The organism is Flavobacterium sp. (genome assembly GCF_965277525.1).
Lineage (GTDB): Bacteria > Bacteroidota > Bacteroidia > Flavobacteriales > Flavobacteriaceae > Flavobacterium.
Genome location: NZ_CBDIDC010000005.1, coordinates 67908 through 93940, shown reverse-complemented (window position 1 = coordinate 93940; position 26033 = coordinate 67908). Strand labels below are relative to the sequence as shown.

Genomic DNA, 26033 nt, shown 5'->3' with positions numbered 1-26033 from the left:
TGATTTGTGTACTTTTACAGGCTCTCAACTTTTAAAATATTTTACGTTTTGATTTCACAAAATACAATTGATACTGTTTTTGAAACCGCTCGTGTAGAGGAGGTTATTGGTGATTTTGTCAATTTAAAACGCGCCGGAAGTAACTTCAAAGGTTTAAGCCCGTTCTCAGATGAGCGCTCTCCGTCGTTTATGGTTTCGCCAGCAAAGGGCATTTGGAAAGATTTTAGTACAGGAAAAGGAGGGAACTCGGTTAAATTCCTGATGGAACACTCACAGTTTACCTATCCGGAAGCCATTCGATATCTGGCCAGAAAATACAATATTGAAATCGAAGAGACCGAGCAAACGGATGCTGAAAAAGCGATGACGGATGTTCGTGAAAGCATGTATTTAGTTTCAGAATTTGCAAAAGAGTATTTTCATAAGACACTTTTAAATTCAGAAGAAGGAAAAGCAATTGGACTTTCGTATTTTAAGGAAAGAGGCTTTACCAATGAAACCATCAAAAAATTTAGTTTAGGATATTCGCCGGAAACCTGGGACGCTCTTACGAAAGAAGCTTTGGGTAAAGGATATAAGCTGGAATTTCTGGAAAGTACTGGTTTGACAATTGCCAGAGAAGATCGACCTTTTGACCGTTTTAAGGGTCGTGTAATGTTTCCTATAGAAAGTATGTCGGGGCGTGTTTTAGGTTTTGGAGGACGTATTTTAACCAATGATAAAAAAGCGGCCAAATACTTAAACTCACCTGAAAGTGATATTTACCATAAAAGTAAAGTGCTTTACGGAATTTTTCAGGCCAAACAATCAATAGCAAAATTAAATAATTGTTATCTGGTTGAAGGTTATACAGATGTAATTCAGTTCAATCAGGCCGGAATAGAAAATGTTGTTGCATCATCAGGAACAGCTTTAACGCCGGATCAGATTCGTTTAATAAATCGTCTTACAAGAAATATTACAGTTCTTTTTGATGGAGATGCTGCAGGGTTACGTGCTTCTGTTCGGGGAATCGATTTGATTCTGGAAGAAGGAATGAATGTAAGGGTTTGTGCTTTTCCTGATGGAGAAGATCCTGACAGTTTTGCGCGAAAAACTTCGTATGAAGATCTTGTTGCTTATTTAGAAGAAAATAGTAAAGATTTTATTCAGTTTAAAGCCTCCCTCTTAATGAAAGAGGCCAAAAACGATCCTATAAAAAAAGCCGATTTGATTCGTGATATGGTGGTTAGTATCTCGAAAATTCCGGATCGTATTCAGCGTGAAATTTATACCCAGGAGTGTGCCCGAATTATGGATATTTCTGAGCAGGTATTAGTAAGTACTTTGGCTCAGTTGATTCAGAAAGATCTGGTTGAGGCAGGTAAAAAACAAAAGCAGGAACAAAAACCTTTTGAAGTTTTTAGAAACCAACCTCCAAAAAATACCGGGTATTCAGGAGGGGATCCTGAAGATCCAAGAAATGGACCACCGGAGGATTATCCGGGAGATTTTGGATATCCGGTAGCAACAGAACCGGCAGAAAAAGTGGATATTCTTTATCGTTTAGAACGAAAAGTAATTGAAATTTTATTGCTTTATGGAGATAAGACAGAAGAGTTTGAAGATGTACTCTTAAAAAATAATGAAGAAGGTGAAGTTATAATGGTCTCTGAAATGAGAAGTTATAAAGTGTACGAGCGTATTTATTTGAGTTTGCAGGAAGATGAGGTAGAGCTTTCAAATAATTTGTTTCGTGATATTTTTACAGACTTAATTGGTTTTTATAACCAACACGAAAAATTTAGTCTGGAACAATATTTAATGCGTTTACAGCCTGATTTTGCTCAGGAAGTTACTGATATTTTGATGGAAGATGAACGACTGACGCTTCACGATTGGGAAGGTCAGAACATTTTTTCAAAAATGAAACACGAAACGATTGCACAATACGTTACAGAAACGATTATGTCTATGCGTTGGTTTTTGGTGGGTAAAATCATCGAAGAATTAAAAAGCTCTATAAAACCTGATAATTCAGATAATACAGAGCTTTTGTCTATGGTTGTTGATTACTCAAAGTTAGTTACTTCATTTTCGAAAAAACTAGGAAGAGTAATGTCGCGTTACCATTAAATTAAATAATTTCTAAAGTCTTAGCCTTGTTTACTAAGTCAACTAAATTAGTAACATTTAATTTAGTCAATAATCTTAGTTTGTAAGTACTGATCGTTTTCTCGTTCAGATTTAAGATTTTAGAGATTTCATTGTTTTTCTTACCATCACTTAAGTAGCGTAAAACTTCAATCTCGCGATTCGAAAGTTTTCTGTACAAGCGTTCGCTTTTGCTTTGTTTAGCAATAAGAGCCATGTTTTTACGTACAGTTTCGTTGATGATAATTTTTCCTTCGTGTACTTTAATAATAGAAAGACCTAAAGTTTCAAGTTTTTCTGTTTTGTGCACATACCCGGAAACTCCTGCTTTAATCGCATTTGGAGCGTACATTTGTTCAGCGAGGTCACTAAAAATTACAATTTTTGTTTTTGGGAAATTTTTCAAAATCGACTTGACCTCGAAGATACTTGAGAGACCTTCCAGCTCCAGATCGAGAATTAGGATGTCGATCTCCTTCGTCTGAAGGATATCTCTAACCATTGAAAAATTGCCTACGTTGGCAACAATTGAAATTTGATCGTGGTCTTTAAAATAAGACTTAACGCCAAAGTGAGTCACAGGATGATTGTCTGCAAGACATACTTTAATCATAATTTTTACCTTTTTTAGAATTGTTCATGTTTTTGGAACTGTAAAATTAATAAATAAATTCTGTAATTAATTGCAGACAAATGTTAAAATGTTTTATTTTAACGTTTTTGGTATTATGCAGACCGGAATTGCATCCATTTTATGCTTGTTGCTGGTGTTTAAACGTTTATAAATTTCAAAGACAGATTTTTCTCTCCCGGTGAAGTCAGCTGGCGTATTTCCTGACTCCGCGGCTAACATTGCCCATTCAAGTTCGTCGTAACTTGCGCCTAATTGATCTTCATCGGTACGATTATCACCAAATAATCCATCTGTCGGTGCTGCTGTTAAAATTGATTCAGGAATTGTTAAAAATGTCCCCAGAGCATACACATCTGATTTCATTAAGTCGGCAATTGGACTTAAATCGACTCCGCCATCTCCGTATTTGGTATAAAATCCTACACCAAAATCTTCTACTTTGTTTCCGGTTCCGGCAACTAATAGTCCATGGATTCCTGCTAAATAATATAAAGAGGTCATTCGTAAACGGGCGCGAGTGTTTGCTAATGATAAACTTACTTTTGCTTCATCATCTATTTTTGGTACAGCGCTTTTAAAAGCTTCAAAAGTGGTCGTTAAATCCGTTTCTACATTCGAAACATTCGGGAAACGTTTTTTTAATTGTTCAATATGTTCTCTTCCTCTTGAAACTTGATTTTCAGCTTGGTGAATTGGCATTTCGACACATAAAACCTTCAAGCCGGTTTGGGCACACAAAGTAGAAGTTACTGCAGAGTCAACTCCACCGGAAATTCCGATTACAAAACCGTTTGCTTTTGCATTGTTAGCATAGTTTTTTAGCCACTCTACAATGTGGGTATTTACTTTTTCTGTCTGAATGGTGCTTTTTTTAGCCATAATAGTTCAAGTTTTAAGATGTAGGGATGTATATTTGCAGAATTATTTTTAAGTATTGATTTACTTAAAATCCAGCAACACAAATCTAATTAAAATAAAATGAAAATTTATCGCTTTGTAGTGGTTCTGTGCTTGTTTTTTTTGTCCTGTGAACAGAAAACTAAAGTAGAAAAAGAAGTTGAAGAAATTCCGGTTGATATTAAGGTAGAGCGTTTTGATAAAGTGTTTTTTGAAACTAAGCCGGAAGATTTGGATAAAGTAAAAAAGCAATATCCTTTCTTTTTTCCTGCAGGTAATGATGATGATGTTTGGTTGAAAAAAATGCAGGATCCGCTTTGGAAAGAAGTGTATACTGAAGTACAGAAGAAATACGCGAATTTTGAACCTGTACGTCAGGAATTCAATAAGTTGTTTCAGCATGTGAAATATTATTTTCCAAAAACGAAAACTCCTAAGGTAATTACTGTAATTGGAGAAATGGATTATAATGCTAAGGCCATTTATGCTGATAGTCTGGTAATTGTTGCTTTGGAGTTGTATTTAGGAAAAGAACATAAGTTTTATGAGTTTCCTAATTATTTGAAACAGAATTTTGAAGAAAAACAAATTATGCCGGATGTAGTTTCTAGTTTTATATATAGAAACGTTCCTGCTTTTCCGGATAAAAACTTAGTTGCTCAAATGATTTTTGAAGGAAAACAATTGTATGCAAAAGATTTGCTTTTGCCTGAATATACAGATGCTGAAAAAATGGGTTATACGCCCGAGCAAATAAAATGGTGTCAGGAAAATGAAGCGTATATGTGGCGCTTTTTTATTGAAAGTGAAATGTTGTATAGCGATGATCCAAAACTTACAACACGATTCATATCTCCTGCTCCGTTTTCTAAATTTTACTTAGAAATCGATAACGATTCTCCGGGACGAATTGGCGCTTGGCTCGGATGGCAAATAGTACGATCTTATATGAAGAATAATACGAATGCTACATTGTCGGAATTATTAAAAACAAATGCAAAAGAAATTTTTGAAAAATCAAAATATAAACCTAAGAAGTAATGTCAGATACAATAAACTCAGAAATTAGATTCAATATAGAATTAGATGAAAACCGTGTTCCGGAAAAATTAACGTGGAGCGCACAAGATGGCGGTGTGCAAGCTGAAGAAGCAAAAGCAATTATGTTATCTATTTGGGATAGTAAAGCCAAAGAAACCATGCGTATAGATCTCTGGACGAAAGATATGCCGGTTGATGAAATGAAAATTTTCTTTCACCAGACATTAGTAGCGATGTCAGATACTTTTAAACGTGCCACAGACGACGAAAAAATGTCGGATACTATGAAAGATTTCTGTGATTATTTTGCAGAGAAACTGGAACTAACAAAATAGTTAAATACCAATTTTTTAAATTTCAAATTCCAGACTCTGGAAATAAATTCCAATAATAAAAAAATCCCAAATTCTAATTTAGATCGGAATTTGGGATTTTTTATTATTTAGATTCTGATAAACCCCCGAAATTGGGTTTTGGATTTTTTTATTGGAATTTAAAATTGCGAGTTGTTTTTAAAAACTTCCTGATTAACTTCGTCAATATAATTTAAAACTTCGTCTTTTCCTGTTTGTTCTGTAGCGGAAGTCACGAAATAATGAGGCATTTCTTCCCAGTTGTTGGCAAACATTTGTTTTTTGTATGCTGCAATATGTGAGTCAATTTTTGTCTTGCTAATTTTGTCTGCTTTAGTAAAAATGATACAAAACGGAATTTCACTTTCTCCCATATACGACATAAATTCAATGTCTATGGCTTGTGCTTCATGGCGAATGTCAATCAAAACAAAAGCACAAACTAATTGCTCTCTGGTTTCAAAATAATCTGTGATGAATTGTTGAAAGACAGATTTTGTTTTCTTGGATACTTTGGCATAACCGTAACCAGGTAAATCGACTAAAAACCAATTGTTGTTAATCTTAAAATGATTAATTAATTGTGTTTTTCCGGGTCTTCCCGATGTTTTAGCTAAATTTTTATGATTGGTAAGCATATTGATCAAAGAGGACTTGCCTACATTTGATCTTCCGATAAAAGCATATTCTGGCAAAAAATCTTGCGGACATTTTGAAACTTCAGAATTACTGATTATAAATTCGGCGGTATTAATTTTCATGTTTTTTGTGTTTAAGACCTCCTTAAAGTCAAAAGTTAGGTGCTATAAATTCTTTTTAACGAGCCATTCTTCAAGAATTTGATTGAATTCTTCAGGATGTTCCATCATAGCAGCGTGTCCGCATTTGTCTATCCAATACAAAGTTGAATTAGGCAATAATTTATCAAATTCTTCAGCCACATTTGGTGGAGTTACAGCGTCATTTTTACCCCAAATAATACAGGTTTCAACAGTCATTTTTGGTAAATCCTTAGCCATGTTGTGACGGATAGCACTTTTTGCAATCGTTAAAGTTTTGATCAGTTTGATACGATCATTAACTGTTGCATATACTTCGTCAATAAGTTCCGGAGTTGCTATTTTTGGATCATAAAATACATCTTCGGCTTTCTTTTTGATGTATTCGTAATCACCTCTTTTGGGATAACTGTCTCCCATAGCGCTTTCGTAAAGACCAGAGCTTCCGGTGATTACTAAGCCGGCTACTTTTTCCGGATACAGCTTTGTGTGATAAAGAGCAATATGTCCTCCTAATGAGTTGCCTAGTAAAATAACCTGATCAAATCCTTTAAAAGTAATAAAGTCTTTTACGTATTTAGCAAAGCTTTTTACGTTGGTTTTTAAAATACTTTGGGTATATATTGGCAAATCCGGGATAACAACTTTGTATCCTTTCGTTGGGAAATATTCCGCTACAGCATCAAAGTTACTAAGGCCTCCCATTAAGCCATGTAAAATAACGATAGGAGTCCCTTCTCCAGCTTCATAATAGCTGTATTTGCCTTCTTTTTTGTAGTGTTTGTCCATTTAATTTAATGCCAATTTCAATTGGGACAAATATAGGGTTTAATAAATAAAAATGAATTTTTGCTACCGTTTTTTAACTAGATAATTTTAGTAGAATTTGTAAGTGTTTAAAAATCAGCTTTTATAGTTGTTTTTGCTATATTTTCTAAATGTTAAGAAATTGGCATAATACTTAGTTTTTTAAGAAAATTAGTGTGTATTTTTTTTGATCCTGAACTAGAAGTACGGATCGGCTAAATAATATCTAAAGTATTGATTGTCTATAAATTAAGGTGAGTGGTAAGAAAGTGGTTAAACTTATTAACAAAGTGGTACATAGTGGTAAAATGTGGTAATATTTTTTATATTTTTGCTGTATAACTTATTAATGTATTTTTCTTGAACACAATTGTCGGAACATATGAGTGTAAAGTCGATGCTAAAGGGAGGTTGATGATGCCTGCACCCTTAAAAAAGCAATTGGCTTCTTCTCTTCAAAACGGATTTGTTTTGAAGCGCTCTGTTTTTCAGCCGTGTTTAGAATTGTATCCGATGGAAGAGTGGGACTTGATGATGCAAAAAATCAACAAGCTGAATCGTTTTGTAAAAAAGAACAATGATTTCATCCGAAGATTTACTGCTGGTGTTAAAGTGGTAGAGATTGATGCATTAGGAAGGTTATTAGTGCCAAAAGATTTGGTGGCTTTTTCAAGTATTTCTAAAGATGTGGTTTTTTCATCTGCGGTTAATATTGTGGAGATTTGGGATAAAGATTTATACGAAAAATCAATAAGCGGCGAAGATATGGATTTTGCAGATCTGGCCGAAGAAGTAATGGGAAATATTAATGACGACGACAATGGAATATCATAATCCGGTTTTGCTTCATCCTACAGTTGATGGTTTAAATATTAAACCTGATGGTATATATGTAGATGTTACGTTTGGTGGCGGTGGTCATTCGAAAGAGATTTTGAAAAGATTAGGACCAAACGGAAAATTATTTGCTTTTGATCAGGATGAAGATGCATTGGCAAATGCGTTACCAGATGAACGGTTTACCTTAATTAATGAGAATTTTAGATTTATAAAAAGATTTCTGCGTTTTCATGGTGTTAAAAGTGTAGATGGAATTTTAGCTGATTTAGGTGTTTCATCGCATCAGTTTGATGTTCCTGAAAGAGGGTTCTCGACAAGATTTGATGCCGAACTCGATATGCGGATGAGTCAAAAAAATGATTTAAATGCTTACCGGGTGGTTAATGAATATGAAGAACAGGATTTACGTCGTGTTTTTTTTGATTATGGGGAATTGAAGAACGCTCCGGTTTTGGCAAGAACAATTGTAGAAGCCAGAGAACATCAGCCAATCAAAACAACAGATGAGCTGAAAGATGTTTTGGCAAAATATCTGCCGGAAAGAGTTCGAAATAAAATATTGGCTCAAATCTATCAGGCGATTCGTATTGAGGTAAACCAGGAAATGGATGTTTTGAAAGAATTTATAGAGCAGTCTTTAGAAATTTTGAATCCGGGCGGAAGATTTTCAGTAATCTCTTATCATTCATTAGAAGATAGATTAGTGAAAAGATTCATTAAAAACGGAATGTTTGAAGGAGAGCCCGAACGCGATTTTTTTGGAAATTTTTCGGTTCCGTTTAAAACGATAGGTAAGTTGATTGTTCCGGATGATGCAGAGATTAAAATCAACAACAGAGCAAGAAGTGCGAAATTGAGAATTGCTGAGAAGGTATAATATATATAGGTAGAAAATGAAAGGTGGAGTATTTGGCATATTAAAAGCAAGATTTCTGTTAAACGATGACGCGGTAAAAAACTGGCGTTTCATTGTTTTTATAATCTTGTTAGCAATTTTGATGATTGCCAATACACAACGATACGAACAAAAGGTTTTTGAAATAGCAAAACTAAACAATGAAGTAAAAGAATTGCGATCTGAATTTGTAGATCGCCGTTCAGAATTGCAAAAGCTAAAAATGGAGTCAACCGTAACAAGTGAAATGGAGAAAAAAGATATTCATCCTTCAACTGTTCCCCCGGTTAAAATAGAAGTTAAAAAAGAAGAAGAAAAAAGTTTCTTTAAAAGAATATGGCAGTAGACGATAAAAATATATCCTACAGAATTTACCTCGTAGCAGTTTTCATCTTTGTGATGGCAATTGCTATTGTTGTTAAGTTGACCAATATTCAATGGGTTGAAGGGGATTATTATAGAAAACTAGCGAAACAACGTACCGTTAGAAATTTTGTGATTCCGGCAAACAAAGGAAACATCTATTCTGCTGACGGAAGTTTACTGGCAACATCAATTCCTAATTATGAAATTCGATTTGATGCTAAAGCGCCAAAAACAGAAACTTTCGAGAAATATGTAAAGTCATTGTCAGATTCATTGGCGACAGTTTTGGATAAACCCGGAAGTTATTTCGAAAAAGAATTAAGAAAAGCCAGAGAAAATAAAAATCGTTACTATTTGATTGCCCGTAACCTGAGCTATACCGAATATGTAAAAATAAAAGGTTTTCCATTATTCAATTTAGGCGCTTTTAAGGGTGGGATTATTATCGAGCAGGAAACGGTTAGAAAACATCCAATAGGTAAAATTGCAGAAAGAACAATTGGTTACGATCGTATCGATCCTGCAACGGGAGTCGAAGTTGGAAAAGGAATCGAGTGGGCTTTTAAGAATTATCTAAACGGAAAAGACGGTAAGATTTTAAAACAAAAAATTGCCAAAGGACAGTGGAAACCTATTCGGGATGTTAATGAAGTGGATCCGCAGGATGGTTATGATGTCATCTCGACAATAGATGTTTTTATTCAGGATATTGCACACCATGCTTTGTTAAAGCAGTTAGAGGAATACGAAGCGGATCACGGTTGTGTAGTGGTGATGGAAACAGAAACAGGTCATGTAAAAGCGATTTCAAATTTAGGAAGAGAAGAAGACGGATCGTATTACGAAACTACAAATTATGCTGTGGCAGAGTCTCATGAACCGGGTTCTACTTTTAAATTAGTCGATTTAATGGCTCTTTTAGACGATAAAGTGGTAGATACAAGTGCTGTTTATGATACGCATGGAGGAATAGTTAAATATTACGGAAGATCTGTTCGTGATTCGCACAGAGGAGGTTATGGGAAAGTTTCGTTAGCACGCGGTTTCGAACTTTCATCCAATACAGTAATGGTTCAGGCGGTTTATGATAATTATAAGAGCAATCCATCCAAATTTGTGAATCACATTAATAGTTATGGATTAAATAAAACACTGGGATTACATTTTCAAGGAGAGGGTAGGCCTTATATACCACAACCTGGCGACAAACATTGGTCAGGAGTTTCATTGCCATGGATGGCTTTTGGTTACGGAGTTTCGGTAACGCCAATGCAAACGCTGGCATTTTATAATTCAGTTGCCAACAATGGAGTAATGGTGAAGCCTCAATTTGTTTCAGAAATTAAAGAATGGAACAAAACCATCAAGAAATTTGATGTTGAAGTGATTAATCCAAAAGTATGTTCGCAAGAAACGATCAATAAATTAAGAGCAGTATTGCTTAATGTGGTTAAAAAAGGAACGGGATCAAAGTTGTATTCGAAAGATTTTTCGATGGCTGGTAAAACAGGAACAGCACAGGTAAATTACGGAGGAAAAGAAGGGAAGTCGGGATTGTATTACGCTTCTTCTTTTGTAGGATATTTTCCGGCAGATCACCCTAAATATTCTTGTATTGTAGTAGTTCATAAACCCAATACATCTAAGAATAATTATTATGGGGCAGATGTTGCGGGGCCGGTTTTTAAACGAATTGCCCAAAAAATATTTACAGATGCACCTTCTACCAATAAAATAAAAAAACTGGATTCAAGAATTCCAAAACAAGAAGACAGCTATAATAAATATACGGCAGAGGCCAATAAGAAAACAAATCAGATTCCGGATTTAAAAGGGATGCCTGGAATGGATGCGATTGCTTTACTGGAAAATTTAGGTTTAAAAGTGAAAGTAAGTGGAGTAGGAAAAGTAAAAAAACAGTCTTTGCAGGCTGGAGAAAATATTAGTAAAAACGCAACAATAGTATTAGAATTATCGTGAAAATACTGAAAGACATATTATACAAAGTCGCTATTGAGTCTGTAACGGGTTCGACGGAAATCGATATACGTAAAATTGATTTTGATTCAAGAAAAATTGAAGAAAAAGATGTTTTTGTAGCGATTCGCGGATCACTTTCTGATGGTCATGATTATATAGAAAAAGCGATTCAATTAGGGGCGGTCGCAATTATTTGCGATACTTTGCCAGAGCATGTCGAAAAAGGAATCACTTATATAAAAGTAAAAGATACCAATGCCGCTTTGGCTTTTATGGCTGCTAATTATTTTGGGAATCCTTCTGAAAAATTAAAATTAGTTGGTGTTACGGGTACAAACGGAAAAACAACTATTGCTTCATTATTGTTTCAGTTGTTTCAAAAAGCAGGTTTTAAAGTTGGTTTGTTATCAACCGTAAAAATCATGGTGGATGAAACAGAGTATAAGGCAACGCATACAACACCGGATTCTATTACAATTAATCATTATCTGAATGAAATGATTGAAGCGGGTGTAACGCATTGTTTTATGGAGGTAAGTTCACACGGAATTCATCAAAAGCGTACAGAAGCATTGCATTTTGTTGGTGGGGTTTTTACGAATCTTTCCCACGATCATTTGGACTATCATCCAACGTTCGCAGAATATAGAGATGTAAAAAAGTCATTTTTTGATTCATTACCCAAAACCGCTTTTGCTTTGTCGAATATCGATGATAAAAACGGACCGGTAATGTTGCAAAATACAGTGGCCAGAAAATTTACATACGCCTTAAAGTCATATGCTGATTTTAAAGCCACAATATTAGAAAGTCAATTATCAGGTTTATTGTTAAAAGTAAATGACAATGAAGTGTGGGTGAAATTGATCGGGACTTTTAATGCTTATAACGTTTTGGCGATCTACGGAACCGCAGTAGAATTAGGAATGGATAGTCTTGAGGCACTAAGGTTATTGTCTGATTTAGAAAGTGTTTCAGGACGTTTTCAATATATCGTTTCTGAGGGAAATATTACTGCGATTGTAGATTATGCACATACACCAGACGCTCTTGATAATGTTTTAAAAACAATTAATGACATCCGCACCAGAAACGAACAGCTAATTACCGTTGTGGGTTGCGGTGGAAACAGGGATAAAACAAAAAGACCAATTATGGCTAAAATTGCTACAGATCTTAGTGATAAAGCAATTTTAACATCTGATAATCCAAGAAATGAAGATCCGGAAGTGATTTTGGATGAAATGGAAAAAGGTGTTGAAGCGCATAATTATAAAAAAATATTGAGAATTACCGATAGAAAACAAGCAATAAAAACAGCTTGTCAATTGGCTCAGCCAAATGATATTATTTTAATTGCCGGTAAAGGTCACGAAACCTATCAGGAAATAAATGGTGTTCGCCATCATTTTGATGATATGGAAACTGTAAAAGAAATTTTAGATCAATTAAATAAATAATAATAAATTTTCAAGTTCCCAATACCACAGAATATAGGGGAGTTGAAGTTTTCAAATTGAAATTTAAAATAAAAAGATATGCTATACTATTTATTTGAGTATTTAGACAAAACAATGGATGTCCCGGGGACTGGTGTCTTTCAGTACATCACCTTTAGGTCGGCTTTGGCATTGATGCTTTCTTTGCTTTTGTCAACGATTTACGGAAAAAGGATTATAAACTTTTTGCGTAAACAACAAGTAGGTGAAACTGTACGTGAATTAGGACTTGCTGGTCAAAATGAAAAAGCAGGAACTCCAACAATGGGAGGACTGATTATCATTTTTGCTACACTGGTTCCGGTTTTGTTATTTGCTCGTTTGCATAACATTTATATAGTATTGCTTATTGTAACGACTCTTTGGATGGGTACTATTGGTTTTGTAGACGATTATATTAAAATATTCAAAAAAGACAAACAAGGACTTAAGGGAATTTTTAAAGTTATAGGGCAAGTTGGTTTAGGGATTATTGTTGGAGCGGTTCTTTATTTCAATCCTGCAGTAACTGTAAGAACGGATACGGGCAGAACAGATGTCTTTAGAAATGTAACCAATGCAACAGTGGTTTTGCCAGCACCGGTTGAAGAAAAATCTACAGCAACAACGATTCCTTTTGTTAAAAATAATGAATTTGATTATGCTGAATTATTGGCCTGGACAGGTGAAGGATATGAAAAATGGGCTTGGTTGATTTTTATTCCGGTGGTTATTTTTATCATTACTGCTGTTTCAAACGGAGCTAATTTAACGGATGGAATTGACGGGCTCGCCGCAGGGACTTCTGCAGTTTCAGTCTTGGCACTCGGAATATTTACGTTTGTTTCCGGAAATATTATATTCTCTAATTATCTCAATATTATGTATATCCCTAATTCGGGGGAGATGACTGTTTTTATATCTGCATTTGTGGGCGCTTTAATTGGGTTTCTTTGGTACAACTCTTATCCTGCATCAGTTTTTATGGGAGATACGGGAAGTTTGACGATTGGCGGAATCATTGCGGTTTTGGCCATTGCGGTTCGTAAAGAACTACTGATTCCTTTATTGTGTGGAATCTTTTTGGTGGAGAATTTCTCAGTGGTTTTGCAAGTGAGCTATTTTAAATATACGAAAAAGCGTTTTGGTGAAGGCCGAAGAATTTTTCTGATGTCGCCGCTGCACCATCATTATCAAAAGAAAGGGTACCATGAGAGTAAAATTGTAACCCGATTTTGGATTGTTGCGATCATGTTAGCCATATTGTCAATTGTTACCCTAAAATTAAGATAGATGAGGCTTGTAGTATTAGGTGGAGGAGAAAGTGGTGTAGGAACCGCTATTCTGGGAAAGAAAAAAGGATATGATGTTTTTGTATCTGATTTTGGAAAAATAAAAGAGAGCTATAAAGAAGTTCTTATCATTAATAAAATTGCTTGGGAAGAAGAAAAACATACTGAAGACCTGATTCTTAACGCCGATGTGGTGATGAAAAGTCCTGGAATTCCTGAGAAATCTCCCATAGTACAGAAACTTGTTGCTGCCGGAATCAAAGTGATCTCGGAAATTGAGTTTGCGAAGCCTTTTACAGAAGCATTAACAATTGGAATCACAGGTAGTAACGGTAAAACGACTACAACAATGTTAACGCATCATTTGTTAAAATCAGCAGGTTTGAATGTTGGTTTAGGAGGGAACATCGGAAAAAGTTTTGCCTGGCAGGTAGCCGAAAATAAATTTGATGCCTATGTGCTTGAACTAAGCAGTTTTCAGCTTGACGGGATTATAGATTACAGGCCGGATATTGCCATTATTACGAATATTAGTCCGGATCATTTAGACCGGTACGAATATAAATATCAAAAGTACATTGATTCAAAGTTTCGAATAACAATGAATCAGACCGAAAGCGATTATCTTATTTACGATGCAGATGATGAGGCAATTGCTGAATGGTTAAACAATAATACGACAAAAGCAAAATTAATTCCTTTTTCATTGACGAAACAATTCGATGAAGGGGCTTCTATAAATAACAACAAAATGGAAATAAAGATCAACCAAGAAGAGTTTACAATGGAAACAGAACACATTGCGTTAGAAGGAAAACATAACATGAAAAACGCAATGGCAGCAAGCTCTGTAGCAAAATTGATGCAAATTAGAAATGCAACAATTCGCGAAAGTTTATCTAATTTTCAAGGTGTAGAACACCGTTTAGAAAAAGTATTAAAAATTCAGAATGTTCAATATATCAACGATTCAAAAGCAACAAATGTAAATGCTACTTTTTTTGCTTTAGACAGTATGAATGTTCCAACTGTTTGGATTGTCGGCGGAGTTGATAAAGGAAACGATTATAATGAATTGATGTCATTAGTTCGTGAAAAAGTAAAAGCAATTATTTGCCTTGGAGTTGATAATCATAAGATTATTAATGCTTTTGGAAATGTTGTTGATATAATGGTCGAGGTAAATAACATGAACGATGCTGTTAAAACGGCACAACGTTTAACAGAAAAAGGTGATGCTGTATTGTTATCTCCGGCTTGCGCAAGTTTCGATTTATTCGAAAACTACGAAGACAGAGGAAAGCAGTTTAAGCAAGCGGTTCATAACTTGTAAAAATAGTTTCGGGTTTCAGGTTTCACGTTATGTGGGAATCTGAAACCTGAAACAAGAAAAACCAGAAACTAAAAACATGAAGGAATTAGTAAACAAATTAAAAGGAGATAAGGTAATATGGTCATTCGTGGCTTTATTGGCGCTGTTTTCGTTTATGCCTGTTTTTAGTGCGAGTAGCAATCTGGCTTATATAGGTCACGGAACCGGTAATACGCTGGGTTATTTAGTAAAGCATCTGGCGCACATTTGTATTGGTTTCCTGATTATATATTGGGTACACAGGATTCCGTATCATTATTTTAGAGCAATTTCAAAAGTGGCATTGCCTGTTGTTTGGTTCTTGTTGTTGTATACATTGCTAAAAGGAACTGTAATTGCCGGAGCAAATGCAAGTCGTTGGATTCAGGTACCGTTTATTGGTATTACATTTCAAACGTCGACTTTGGCGGCTAGTATATTGTTTATTTACGTTGCACGCTATTTGTCGAAAACCAGAGATGAAAACGAACCGTTTCAGGCTTCGTTAATACAACTTTGGTTGCCTGTTTTTATAACGCTCTCATTGATATTACCGGCTAACTTTTCGACCACAGCGTTGATATTTTCGATGGTAATTATGTTGACATTTATTGGTGGATATCCGCTTAAATATATTGGTTTTATCATTGGCTCAGGAATCGGAATGTTGTTGTTTTTCCTTTTGGTAGCAAAAGCTTTTCCGGATTCAAGATTCTTCAGCAGGGTATCAACCTGGGAAAGTCGTATTATGAACTTTACTACAGATAAGCCTGACGAAGATGATTATCAAATTGAGAAAGCAAAAATCGCGATAGCATCAGGGCAGTTTGGTGGAGTTGGACCAGGGAAAAGTGTTCAGAAAAACTTTTTACCACAATCGTCTTCCGATTTTATTTATGCGATTATTGTCGAAGAATATGGTCTGGTAGGCGGAGTAGCAATTTTGGTCTTGTATTTATTGTTGTTGTTCAGATTTGTAATTGCGTCACATAAAGCGAATACGCTATTTGGGAAGTTAGTCGTCGTCGGGCTCGGATTTCCGATGATATTTCAGGCGATGATTAATATGGCAGTTGCAGTCGAATTGTTGCCGGTAACGGGACAAACGCTTCCGCTGATTAGTAGTGGTGGTAGTTCGATCTGGATGACTTGTTTTTCTCTTGGAATTATCATTAGTGTGACGAAAAAGGATGAGGAAATAGCAGAAGAACAAGAAGAGAAAGAAAGAAGGAGAGAAGCGCTTCAGCGATTAATAGATAAAGAATTGGCGGAGGAAGATTTGACCGGTGATGAAAAAGAATCCGTTTATGAAGAAGAAGGAATGTATTCTATTGAAGATAATTCCAGAAATCCGATGCATGCAGTTTTGAATAAATAAAATAGTAAGAACAGAATAGTTTTTAAAGCGAATAACTTTTAAAAAAGATGACAAATTATAAATTCATATTAAGTGGTGGTGGTACAGGAGGACATATTTATCCTGCAATTGCTATTGCTAATGAATTAAAATCACAATTTCCTGATGCAGAATTTCTTTTTGTTGGCGCTCAGGATAAAATGGAAATGCAAAAAGTGCCTCAGGCAGGTTACGAAATAAAAGGTCTTTGGATTGCAGGTTTACAGAGAAAATTGACGTTGCAAAATTTGATGTTTCCGCTAAAATTGGCAACAAGTTTGCTAGAGTCAAGACGAATCATCAAACAGTTCAAACCTAATGTAGTGATAGGAACAGGTGGTTTTGCAAGTGGTCCGCTATTGCAGGCAGCTGGAGGAGCAGGAATACCAACGGTTATTCAGGAGCAAAATTCGTTTCCCGGAATTACCAATAAATTGTTGAGCAAAAAAGCAAATGCAATTTGTGTGGCATATCAAAATTTAGAAAGATTTTTTCCTAAAGAGAAAATTATTGTTACAGGAAATCCGGTTCGTCAGGATTTAATCGATATCGAAAGCAAACGTGATGAAGCAATCGCTTTTTACGGATTAGATCCTAATAAAAAAACATTGTTGATCCTGGGGGGAAGTTTAGGTGCCAGAAGAGTCAATCAATTAATAGAGAAAGAATTACATAGTATACTTTTACAAGATGTTCAGGTAATCTGGCAATGCGGAAAATTATATTTTGAAGAATATAAAAAACACAATCAGCAAAACGTAAGAGTAGTTGATTTTATTGAAAGAATGGATTTTGTATATGCTGCGGCAGACGTGATTATTTCACGCGCAGGAGCATCATCAGTTTCAGAATTGTGCATTGTTGGAAAGCCGGTTATTTTTATTCCGTCACCAAATGTAGCTGAAGATCATCAGACTAAAAATGCTCAGGCAATAGTAGATGCAAAAGGGGCAATTTTATTAAAGGAGCCAGAATTAGATAGTCAGTTTAGTATTGTTTTTGAAGCACTGTTGAAAGATGAAGGCAAGCAAAAACAATTAAGCGACAACATCAAAAAGCTGGCAATGCCAAATGCGACAAAAGTTATTGTAGATCAGATTAAAAAGTTGTTATAATATAACTTTTTCTGATAATTATAGAACATAATAAAAAAATTAGAACGCTATTTTTAAGCGTTTTGAGTTATTAAAGTAAGAAAAATACAAAGGCTTAATTACTAGTTTCTTAGAAAATAAAGTAACCTGTAAATAGCTCAAAAACAAATAGAAATGAATTTAGATCAAATACGTAACGTTTATTTTATAGGCATTGGAGGCATCGGAATGAGTGCTCTGGCCCGCTATTTTAAAAATATCGGGAAACAGGTTTCAGGTTACGATAAAACGCCATCAATGTTAACGACTGAATTGATCGAAAGTGGTATTGATATTCATTTTGAAGATAATATTAATCTAATTCCGAGTGATTATTTTGTAGAAAATACATTGATAATCTTTACTCCTGCGGTACCAAAAACACATTCAGAATGGAATTATTTTATAGAAAGAAATTACGTAATTAAAAAACGTGCCGAAGTTTTAGGAATTATTACTAAAGATACTTTTAGTTTCGCGGTTGCCGGAACACACGGAAAAACAACAACATCAAGTATTTTAGGTCACATTTTGTACGAAAGTGGTGCTGATGTTACTGCTTTTGTAGGTGGTATTGTAGAGAATTACAACTCTAACCTAATTGGAAGCGGAAAGACAGTAACTGTAGTAGAAGCTGATGAGTTTGATCGTTCGTTTTTACATTTACATCCTAATATTGCTTGTATCACATCAATGGATGCTGACCATTTGGATATTTATGGAACAAGTGAGGCAATTGAAGCTTCGTTTGTAGAGTTTGCTTCAAAAGTAACTGATAAGAATAAATTGTTTATAACAAAAGAATTACCTCTTGAAGGAGTGCAATGTGCTATAAATGAAGATGCTGTATATAAAGCTTTCAATGTTCGTATAGAAAGCGGAAGTTATGTTTTTGATGTGCAAACGCCATCAGAAATCATGAAAGATTTACGTTTTGGATTGCCTGGAAAACACAATTTAATGAATGGGTTGATGGCTATTGCGATGGCAAATACTTTTGGCACCCCGACCGACTTGATTGCAAAAGCCATTGCTTCATTCAACGGAATAAGAAGGCGTTTTTCGTATCAGATTAAAAGCGAAAAATTAGTTTATATAGATGATTATGCACATCATCCAACGGAGATAAATGCAGTACATCAGGCTGTTACGGAGTTGTATCCCGGATGTAAAGTATTAGCAGTTTTTCAGCCTCATTTGTTTAGCAGAACAAGAGATTTTGCTGATGGTTTTGCCGAAAGTTTGTCTGCTTTTGATGAAGTTTTTTTAATGGATATTTATCCGGCACGTGAATTACCGATGGAAGGAATTACATCAGATTGGTTGTTGGGGAAAATGACAAATTCGAACAAAAAAATTGTTGCAAAAAGTGATTTATTAGCGGAAATCAAAGCCAGTGATGCGCCAATAATTGTAACAATAGGAGCTGGTGATATTGGTGAAATGGTTCCATCAATTAAAAAAATGCTAAATGAAAATATTTAATTGGACAAATGTTAGATTAATTCTCATTTTAGGGCTTGTTTTATTTTTATATTCTTTTGCTCAACATCGAAATGGGGATAGAAAACTGAAGAAATCTATGGTTGTTTTTGTAGGAGAAAATACGCTTTTTGTGAAGCCTGAAACGGTTAATAAATTGTTGATAGAAAATAAAAAAGACGCTTCCAGTATCCGAAAAGATGAGTTAGATTTGAATAAGATTGAGAAAACCCTTAATACACAAGAGATGATTGAGAAGTCAAATGTTTTTGTAAGTATTGATGGTGTTCTAAAAGCAGTAGTAAAACAGAAGACACCAATAGCGCGAGTTTATGATGGTGTTGCCTCTTTTTATATTGACTATGAGGGTAATAAAATGCCTTTGTCGGACAATCATACTGCCAGAGTTCCTCTTGTTTCCGGGGCAATAAATGAAAAAAATAACGAAGATTTAGCGGCGCTATTTCGCACAATTTATGACGATGCGTTTTTGAGAAAAAACATCATTGCAATTCAAATTATGCCTAATGGTAGCTTAAAATTGTTTAATAGAAATTATAATTACTTCATCGATTTTGGCAGAACGATGAATGTAGATAAGAAATTTAATAACTATAAAGCCTTTTTTCAGAAAGCGGTTTTGGATAGTTCGTTATATAAATACAAAAAGATTGACCTTAGGTTTACGGAACAAGTAGTTTGCACAAAATAATAGAAAATGGAAAAAGATAACATTGCAGTAGGTCTAGATATTGGAACGACAAAGATAGTTGCCATGATCGGCAAGAAGAACGAGTATGGTAAGTTGGAAATTTTGGGTATTGGTAAATCCAAAAGTTTGGGAGTTGCGAGAGGAGTTGTAAACAACATTACGCAAACTATTCAGTCTATCCAGCAAGCAATACTGGAAGCAGAAAATAATTCAGGTTACAAAATAAAAGATGTTGTTGTAGGTATCGCAGGACAACACATCAGAAGTATTCAGCATACAGATTACATCAGCCGTAATAATCCGGAAGAAGTAATTGGCGAAAAAGACATTCAGCTTTTGATTGACCAGGTAAATAAACTGGCAATGTTACCTGGAGAAGAAATTATTCATGTTCTGCCACAAGAATTTAAAATAGACGGGCAGTCTGAAATAAAAGAACCAATCGGAATGTACGGTGGAAGATTAGAATCTAGTTTTCACGTAGTGGTTGGGCAGGCATCATCTATCAGAAATGTGGGAAGATGTATTCAGAGTTCGGGAATCGAATTGTCAGGATTGACATTAGAGCCGTTGGCTTCTGCAGATGCAGTATTAAGTCAGGAAGAAAAAGAAGCAGGTGTAGCCTTAATTGATATTGGTGGCGGAACAACAGATTTAGCCATTTTTAAAGATGGTATTATCCGCCATACTGCAGTAATTCCTTTTGGAGGAAATGTGATCACAGATGATATTAAAGAAGGTTGTTCGATTATCGAAAAACAAGCAGAGCTTTTAAAAATAAAATTCGGATCAGCCTGGCCGGGAGAAAATAAAGACAACGAAATTGTTTCTATTCCGGGGTTAAGAGGCAGGGAGCCAAAAGAGATTTCGCTTAAAAACTTATCTAAAATTATTCATGCCCGTGTGGTAGAAATTGTAGAGCAGGTTTTTGCAGAAATTAAAGCGTATGGTCACGAAGATCCACGTAAAAAATTAATTGCAGGAATTGTTCTTACAGGTGGTGGAGCCCAACTAAAACACATCAAACAATTAGTAGAGTACATTACTGGTATGGATACCAGAATTGGATATCCAAATGAGCATTTAGCAGGGAATTCAAGTGAAGAAATTTCCAGTCCGTTATTTGCTACAGCTGTTGGTTTAGTAATGAACAGTATCGAAAATAGTACGCAAAGTGCTGTAAGGATGGAAATTGTAAACGAACAGCCAAAAGTAGTTTACAGAAATGTTCCTCCTCCGGTACAACAACCGGTACAGCAGCGATACGAAGTAGAAGAAAACTACGTTGAAAGAGTAGAAACAATTGAAGAATCGAGGAATGTTAGGAATAATGCAACTAAGGAAGAATCTACGGAAACTAAAATTAGAAGGTCATTTTTTGATAGATATGTCGATAAAATCAAAGATTTTTTAGACAACGCAGAATAGAATAATAAGAGAAAAGGAATTACTTTTTGCCCCAAGTCAAGAAGTAAAAAATGTATTAAATAAGAATTTCAAAAACCAAAAAGATGATGAGCAACTCAGAATTTGGAAGTATTTCATTTGATTTACCAAAAAACCAATCAAATGTTATCAAAGTAATAGGTGTAGGTGGAGGTGGTAGTAATGCTATCAACCATATGTTTAAACAAGGTATTAAAGGCGTTGATTTCATCGTCTGTAACACCGATTCACAGGCACTACAAAATAGTTCTGTACCTAATAAAATTCAATTAGGTATGAATCTGACAGAAGGTCTTGGAGCAGGAGCAAATCCTGATGTAGGACAACAATCTGCTATTGAGAGTATCGCTGATATCGAAAAAATGTTAGACCGTGGTACTAAGATGGTATTTATTACCGCTGGTATGGGTGGTGGAACAGGTACTGGTGCAGCTCCGGTAATTGCTCAGTTGGCAAAAGAAAGAGAGATCCTGACTGTTGGTATCGTGACGATTCCTTTTCAGTTTGAAGGAAAGGTGCGTCAGGAACAAGCGCTTTTAGGTATCGAAAAATTGCGTAAGCAAGTAGATTCACTAATTGTAATTAATAATAACAAGTTAAGAGAAGTGTACGGAAATCTTGGTTTTAAAGCCGGATTTTCTAAAGCGGATGAAGTTTTGGCAACAGCCTCAAGAGGTATTGCTGAAGTAATTACGCACCACTATACTCAAAATATCGATTTACGTGATGCTAAAACTGTTTTATCAAACAGTGGAACGGCTATCATGGGATCTTCTGTTGCTGAGGGTGAAAACAGAGCAAAAGATGCTATCGTTTCAGCATTGGATTCTCCGTTGTTAAACGATAACAAAATTACAGGAGCCAAAAACGTATTGTTGCTTATCGTTTCTGGATCAAACGAAATCACATTGGATGAGATCGGAGAAATCAATGATCACATTCAGGTAGAAGCAGGTCATAATGCTAATATTATCATGGGAGTTGGTGAAGACGAAACTCTTGGCGATGCTATTGCTGTGACTATTATTGCAACAGGTTTTGATGTTGAACAACAAAATGAAATTGTAAATACTGAGCCTAAAAAAATTATTCATACATTAGAAGATGAGCAAAGAAGTGTTCATAATTTAACGAATAAATCGGTTACTTCTTTTGATGTAAATGCTGAAACACCTACTGCTAAATCAGAAGAGAAAATTGTTTTTGATTTAATGGAAGATGAAGATATCGTGACTCCGTTTGAACCGACGCCAGTTGCTCCTAAAGTTGAAGTTGCTCCAATTGAAGTTGCTCCGGTTGCAGTCAATCCATCAATGAATCAGGATGAATTGGTAGTGATGTCAGAGTTTATTAAAAACCTTGATGTAACTTTCGAAATTGTTTCGCCTATTACAGATATCGATTTTACTATTTCATCACCGGAAGCGCAAGGTTTTCAGGAAGTAAAACCTATTCAGCAAGTTCAGCAAAGAATTTTTGAAAGAGAAGAACAAACAACTTTCTCTTTTGATTTGCCGCTTTTCAGATCAGAGCCGGAAGTAAAAAAAGAACCAGCTGCTCAGCAGGAATCCAAAGTTTTATTCGAATTATCGAATGAGACCCGTAATATAAAAGTAAATGATCCAGTACAATTTGTACCGGTGACAGAACTTTCAGATAAAGGAATCATCAAATATTCGTTAGAAGAGTATATGGAGGTTGAAAATGATTTAGTGGCATCAAAACCTGTTGATAAAGTGGTAGAAGAAGTAATTCCTGCGGAATTGAACATCACCATGAAATCAAAAAGTGATTTTGCCAGTGAAGCTAATTTTACAACAACTTCAGAAGTTTCTCCGATGGAATTGACAATTGAAGAAACTTTACGTTTAAGAGCGGAAGAAAGAAGAAAGAAACTAAAAGAATTTAATTATAAATTTCACAATAATGTTTCCAGAATTGATGAACTTGAGAAAGAGCCTGCTTACAAAAGATTAGGTATCGATTTGTCAAATTCTCAATCTAATAATAACAATTCGAGAATATCAGTTGGAACAGATAGTAACAACGATTTGCAATTGCGTTCAAATAATTCATTTTTGCACGACAACGTAGATTAATTTTACAATCCTAATAATACAGATAACCCGAAAATTGGATTTAATTTTCGGGTTATTTTTTTTATCTTCGCACAGAATTTAAAATTTGACTTCTATATTTAACTTTTAAAGTTAATCTTGTTGTCAGTTCGAGCGATGTCGGGAACACGCTTTCAAATATTATATCAATTATAGGTATTACCTATTTAAATAAAAAAATAAGATGAGTTTACAAACATTAATCATGGACGAGATTAAAACCGCCATGAGAGCAAAAGATACAGTAGCATTAGAAGCATTAAGAGCAATTAAATCTGAAATGTTATTAGCGTCTACTGCATCAGGTTCTAAAGAAGAATTGACAGAAGACGATGAAGTTAAATTGCTTCAGAGATTAGTTAAAACCCGTAAAGAAAGTGCTCGTATTTTTACAGAACAAAATCGTCCTGATTTAGCAGAGCCGGAATTGGCTCAGGTTGCTGTAATCGAGAAATTTTTGCCTGCACAATTAAGTGAAGAGGAAGTAGAAGCTGTAGTTGCAAAAATTATCGCTGAAACAGGAGCTTCAGGAATTGCATCTATGGGTAAAGTTATGGGATTAGCTTCTGCTCAATTAGGCGGAACTGCTGAAGGAAAAACCATTTCTGCAATCGTTAAGAAACTGTTAGTTTAAATTCCAAAACTGGAAACTTCAAATTCCAATTGGAAATACCAATAAAATTCCAAATTCCAATTGTAAAGTTGGGATTTGGGATTTAGAAAATTTAAATTTAATTTTTTTGACCACGTAGTTCAACTGGATAGAATATCAGATTTCGGCTCTGAGGGTTGGGGGTTCGAACCCCTCCGTGGTCACTATAAAAACAAAAGCCTGCAAAAGATTAATTTTGCAGGCTTTTTTAGTTCAACATCGGGTTATATTTTGATTAGTTACTAATCTCTTATGTTTATTGCATTTAACATTTCGAATCCTTTAATGTTAGACTTTAAAAACACATTCGTTTTATCATATCAATATATCTTTACTTTTCATAGTCGTTTTATTTGCATATTCAGTGTTCACATGTAAAATAGAGTATCTTTACCCGCGATTGTAAATAAAGAATGTGTAGATGATCGACCAGATTTCCTTTTAATATATCAGAATTCTTGTTTCAAACATCAAATTATAAGAAGCAAAATTTTCTTAATAAATAATAATCATTACTAGTGCCAATTCCTTTTAGGGTTTTTATTAGTTTTTATATTCAACCTTAATAGTACTAACATATGACATTAATATCCAAAGAAAAATTTTCTGAAGCTGCAGGCCTTTCTAAAATTCCTATCCCCGGATTATCTTCTTACTTAATGAAAGTAATGAAAATTAATAATTTAAATACCATTGTAAAAGAGGGGGGTGATCTTGAGGGGGCAGATTTTGCTAACTATGTCTTAACGAAAATTGGGGTGAAAGTTGAATTTGATCCTATAGAATTACTAAATATTCCTGCTGAAGGAGCTTTTATCGTTATTGCAAATCATCCTTATGGAGGTATCGAATCTTTGGCTTTATTAAGTACAATTGCCAAAAGACGTCCTGATACGATGTATATGGGGAATTTTTTATTAAAAGAAATCCCAAATCTTGAAAAGTGCATTATTGCAGTAAATCCATTTGAGAACATACAAAATTCGGCGAGTATTACGGGATTAAAAATGACGCTGAAATTGCTGAGCGAAGGAACTCCTGTTGCCATATTTCCTGCCGGAGAAGTTTCATCTTACGATTTTAAGACGAGTAAAATTACAGACCCTGAGTGGCATCCTGTAGTAGGGAAAATTATCTGCAAAGCAAATGTGCCTGTTTTACCTATATATTTTCATGGGAACAATGGCTTTTTCTTTAGTATGCTAAAATCAATTCATCCCATGTTACAAACCTCAAAACTGATCTCAGAGCTTTTTAACAAACAAGGGCATATTTTAAAGGTGACTATCGGTGAAGCTATTCTATTAGCAGGGGCAAGAGGTAAAGCTTTTGATCTGTTGATATTAAAAAATTTACGAAGTAAACTGTATGCTCTCAAAAATCAATCACATAATTAATTGCAAAGTATTTACAGTTTGCACTGAGGTTCAGGTTGTAAATTAAGCAGATTTGATACAGTCTGTTTAACTCATAATAAAAAACCTACTTCGTTCCGAAATAGGTTTTTTATCATTCTTATAGTTTGAAAATCTATCCTGATGTCTTTAAAGGATGTTATGAATACTAATTCAGTTAAAAAAATAACCAACGGTTACCTGAAAAACTCTATTTTTCATATCATTGTTGATGAAATGATTTGCATCTCCTTCTTTGAAAACATTAGAATAAGAAATGTTATATCTTACATCTGTATAAAATTTATCTTTAAATTGATAACCTAATCCAAGATTTACAGAAGTATCGATACCGGCTGAATAATCCTTTAAATTAAAAGTTTCCTGATTTTCATAGCCCAAAAAGTTATCCTGATATTTATTATTGGCTTTTAAGAGTATTCCTATTTGAGGCCCGGCTTGTACACTTAATCCTTTTACAACGAAATATTTTAGCATTACAGGAATGTTTAAGTAGTTCAGGTCTATAGTACTTTTATAGTTCGAATTTGTTACGTCCTGATCAGAAAAGGAAGTTTTTGTTCCTTGCTGACTGTATAACAATTCCGGCTGAATCGAAAATTTTTTGGCTAAAGGAACTTCGACCATGATCCCTGCAGTAAATCCCGTTTTGTTTGATGAATTCAATTCACTATCATCAAAAGTAAGGTTTGAAATATTCAGACCGGCTTTTACGCCCAATTTTACTTTTTGAGTTTGAGCCATAACAGTCAAACCTACAAAGAGTGCGCATAGAATTAGCATAGATTTTTTCATGTGTAGATAATATTTGTTTTTAAGAATGGTAACTCTCAA

General features: G+C 34.8%; 23 protein-coding genes and 1 tRNA gene. 19 read left to right on the top strand and 5 right to left on the bottom strand.

Annotated features, from left to right (window positions below; translation table 11 throughout):
- Window positions 1-48 precede the first annotated feature (48 nt).
- Window positions 49-2115, top strand: a complete 2067-nt coding sequence (gene dnaG, locus ACQY44_RS08765) for a DNA primase (protein ID WP_428230000.1) — start codon at window positions 49-51, stop codon at window positions 2113-2115.
- 1 nt (window position 2116) lies between these two features.
- Here dnaG and ACQY44_RS08760 read toward each other — a convergent pair whose 3' ends face one another.
- Both ACQY44_RS08760 and nadE read right to left on the bottom strand, forming a co-directional pair.
- Complete coding sequence (locus ACQY44_RS08760; RefSeq protein WP_026730588.1) at window positions 2117-2746, bottom strand: response regulator transcription factor; 630 nt, start codon at window positions 2744-2746, stop codon at window positions 2117-2119.
- Window positions 2747-2839: 93 nt separating this feature from the next.
- Window positions 2840-3646: an NAD(+) synthase gene (nadE, locus tag ACQY44_RS08755; RefSeq protein WP_428229999.1), complete on the bottom strand. Its 807-nt coding sequence runs from the start codon at window positions 3644-3646 to the stop codon at window positions 2840-2842.
- Between the two features lie 99 nt (window positions 3647-3745).
- Here nadE and gldB point away from each other — a divergent pair, with 99 nt between their 5' ends.
- Together gldB and gldC are read left to right on the top strand one after the other, a co-directional pair.
- Window positions 3746-4705, top strand: coding sequence for a gliding motility lipoprotein GldB (gene gldB / locus ACQY44_RS08750; protein WP_428229998.1), 960 nt, complete (start codon window positions 3746-3748; stop codon window positions 4703-4705).
- Window positions 4705-5040 carry a gliding motility protein GldC gene (gene gldC, locus ACQY44_RS08745; protein ID WP_029273283.1) on the top strand — a complete coding sequence of 112 codons (336 nt, stop codon included), beginning with the start codon at window positions 4705-4707 and terminating at the stop codon, window positions 5038-5040. The genes gldB and gldC overlap by 1 nt, the downstream gene beginning before the upstream one ends.
- A gap of 158 nt (window positions 5041-5198) precedes the next feature.
- On the opposite strand, the gene yihA is transcribed toward gldC, so the two are convergent.
- Window positions 5199-5819 (bottom strand): ribosome biogenesis GTP-binding protein YihA/YsxC, encoded by a 621-nt coding sequence (gene yihA / locus ACQY44_RS08740; RefSeq protein ID WP_428229997.1) that lies wholly within the window; start codon window positions 5817-5819, stop codon window positions 5199-5201.
- Between the two features lie 42 nt (window positions 5820-5861).
- Complete coding sequence (locus ACQY44_RS08735) at window positions 5862-6626, bottom strand: alpha/beta fold hydrolase (protein WP_428229996.1); 765 nt, start codon at window positions 6624-6626, stop codon at window positions 5862-5864.
- Window positions 6627-7004: 378 nt separating this feature from the next.
- Here ACQY44_RS08735 and ACQY44_RS08730 point away from each other — a divergent pair, with 378 nt between their 5' ends.
- From ACQY44_RS08730 to ACQY44_RS08655, 16 genes are all read left to right on the top strand, one after another.
- Window positions 7005-7478 (top strand): division/cell wall cluster transcriptional repressor MraZ, encoded by a 474-nt coding sequence (locus ACQY44_RS08730; RefSeq protein WP_029273286.1) that lies wholly within the window; start codon window positions 7005-7007, stop codon window positions 7476-7478.
- Complete coding sequence (rsmH, locus tag ACQY44_RS08725; protein ID WP_428229995.1) at window positions 7453-8361, top strand: 16S rRNA (cytosine(1402)-N(4))-methyltransferase RsmH; 909 nt, start codon at window positions 7453-7455, stop codon at window positions 8359-8361. The genes ACQY44_RS08730 and rsmH overlap by 26 nt, the downstream gene beginning before the upstream one ends.
- A 16-nt stretch (window positions 8362-8377) precedes the next feature.
- Entirely contained in the window at window positions 8378-8725 is a 348-nt protein-coding gene (locus ACQY44_RS08720; RefSeq protein ID WP_428229994.1) for an FtsL-like putative cell division protein, read from the top strand.
- Window positions 8716-10725, top strand: coding sequence for a penicillin-binding protein (locus tag ACQY44_RS08715; protein WP_428229993.1), 2010 nt, complete (start codon window positions 8716-8718; stop codon window positions 10723-10725). The genes ACQY44_RS08720 and ACQY44_RS08715 overlap by 10 nt, the downstream gene beginning before the upstream one ends.
- Window positions 10722-12185: a UDP-N-acetylmuramoyl-L-alanyl-D-glutamate--2,6-diaminopimelate ligase gene (locus ACQY44_RS08710; RefSeq protein ID WP_428229992.1), complete on the top strand. Its 1464-nt coding sequence runs from the start codon at window positions 10722-10724 to the stop codon at window positions 12183-12185. The genes ACQY44_RS08715 and ACQY44_RS08710 overlap by 4 nt, the downstream gene beginning before the upstream one ends.
- Window positions 12186-12263: 78 nt before the next feature.
- On the top strand, window positions 12264-13496 hold the full coding sequence (gene mraY, locus ACQY44_RS08705; RefSeq protein WP_428229991.1) for a phospho-N-acetylmuramoyl-pentapeptide-transferase: 1233 nt from the start codon (window positions 12264-12266) through the stop codon (window positions 13494-13496).
- Complete coding sequence (gene murD / locus ACQY44_RS08700; RefSeq protein WP_428229990.1) at window positions 13497-14828, top strand: UDP-N-acetylmuramoyl-L-alanine--D-glutamate ligase; 1332 nt, start codon at window positions 13497-13499, stop codon at window positions 14826-14828.
- Between the two features lie 76 nt (window positions 14829-14904).
- Window positions 14905-16224 carry an FtsW/RodA/SpoVE family cell cycle protein gene (locus tag ACQY44_RS08695; RefSeq protein WP_428229989.1) on the top strand — a complete coding sequence of 440 codons (1320 nt, stop codon included), beginning with the start codon at window positions 14905-14907 and terminating at the stop codon, window positions 16222-16224.
- Window positions 16225-16271: 47 nt separating this feature from the next.
- Window positions 16272-17357 carry an undecaprenyldiphospho-muramoylpentapeptide beta-N-acetylglucosaminyltransferase gene (murG, locus tag ACQY44_RS08690; protein WP_428229988.1) on the top strand — a complete coding sequence of 362 codons (1086 nt, stop codon included), beginning with the start codon at window positions 16272-16274 and terminating at the stop codon, window positions 17355-17357.
- Window positions 17358-17510: 153 nt separating this feature from the next.
- A complete protein-coding gene (gene murC, locus ACQY44_RS08685) occupies window positions 17511-18860 on the top strand; it encodes a UDP-N-acetylmuramate--L-alanine ligase (protein WP_428229987.1) in 1350 nt (449 codons plus the stop codon).
- Window positions 18847-19569, top strand: a complete 723-nt coding sequence (locus tag ACQY44_RS08680; RefSeq protein WP_428229986.1) for a cell division protein FtsQ/DivIB — start codon at window positions 18847-18849, stop codon at window positions 19567-19569. The genes murC and ACQY44_RS08680 overlap by 14 nt, the downstream gene beginning before the upstream one ends.
- 6 nt (window positions 19570-19575) lie before the next feature.
- Window positions 19576-20997, top strand: a complete 1422-nt coding sequence (gene ftsA / locus ACQY44_RS08675; RefSeq protein WP_428229985.1) for a cell division protein FtsA — start codon at window positions 19576-19578, stop codon at window positions 20995-20997.
- An 83-nt stretch (window positions 20998-21080) separates the two neighbouring features.
- Window positions 21081-23114, top strand: a complete 2034-nt coding sequence (gene ftsZ, locus ACQY44_RS08670; RefSeq protein ID WP_428229984.1) for a cell division protein FtsZ — start codon at window positions 21081-21083, stop codon at window positions 23112-23114.
- 202 nt (window positions 23115-23316) lie between these two features.
- The gene (locus ACQY44_RS08665; protein WP_072960944.1) at window positions 23317-23766 is read left to right on the top strand and encodes a GatB/YqeY domain-containing protein; all 450 of its coding nucleotides are present in this window, start codon (window positions 23317-23319) and stop codon (window positions 23764-23766) included.
- Between the two features lie 108 nt (window positions 23767-23874).
- Window positions 23875-23948, top strand: a tRNA-Arg gene (locus tag ACQY44_RS08660).
- Window positions 23949-24362: 414 nt separating this feature from the next.
- A complete protein-coding gene (locus ACQY44_RS08655) occupies window positions 24363-25181 on the top strand; it encodes a hypothetical protein (RefSeq protein ID WP_428229983.1) in 819 nt (272 codons plus the stop codon).
- Between the two features lie 171 nt (window positions 25182-25352).
- Here ACQY44_RS08655 and ACQY44_RS08650 read toward each other — a convergent pair whose 3' ends face one another.
- On the bottom strand, window positions 25353-25994 hold the full coding sequence (locus ACQY44_RS08650) for a porin family protein (protein WP_428229982.1): 642 nt from the start codon (window positions 25992-25994) through the stop codon (window positions 25353-25355).
- Window positions 25995-26033 lie beyond the last annotated feature (39 nt).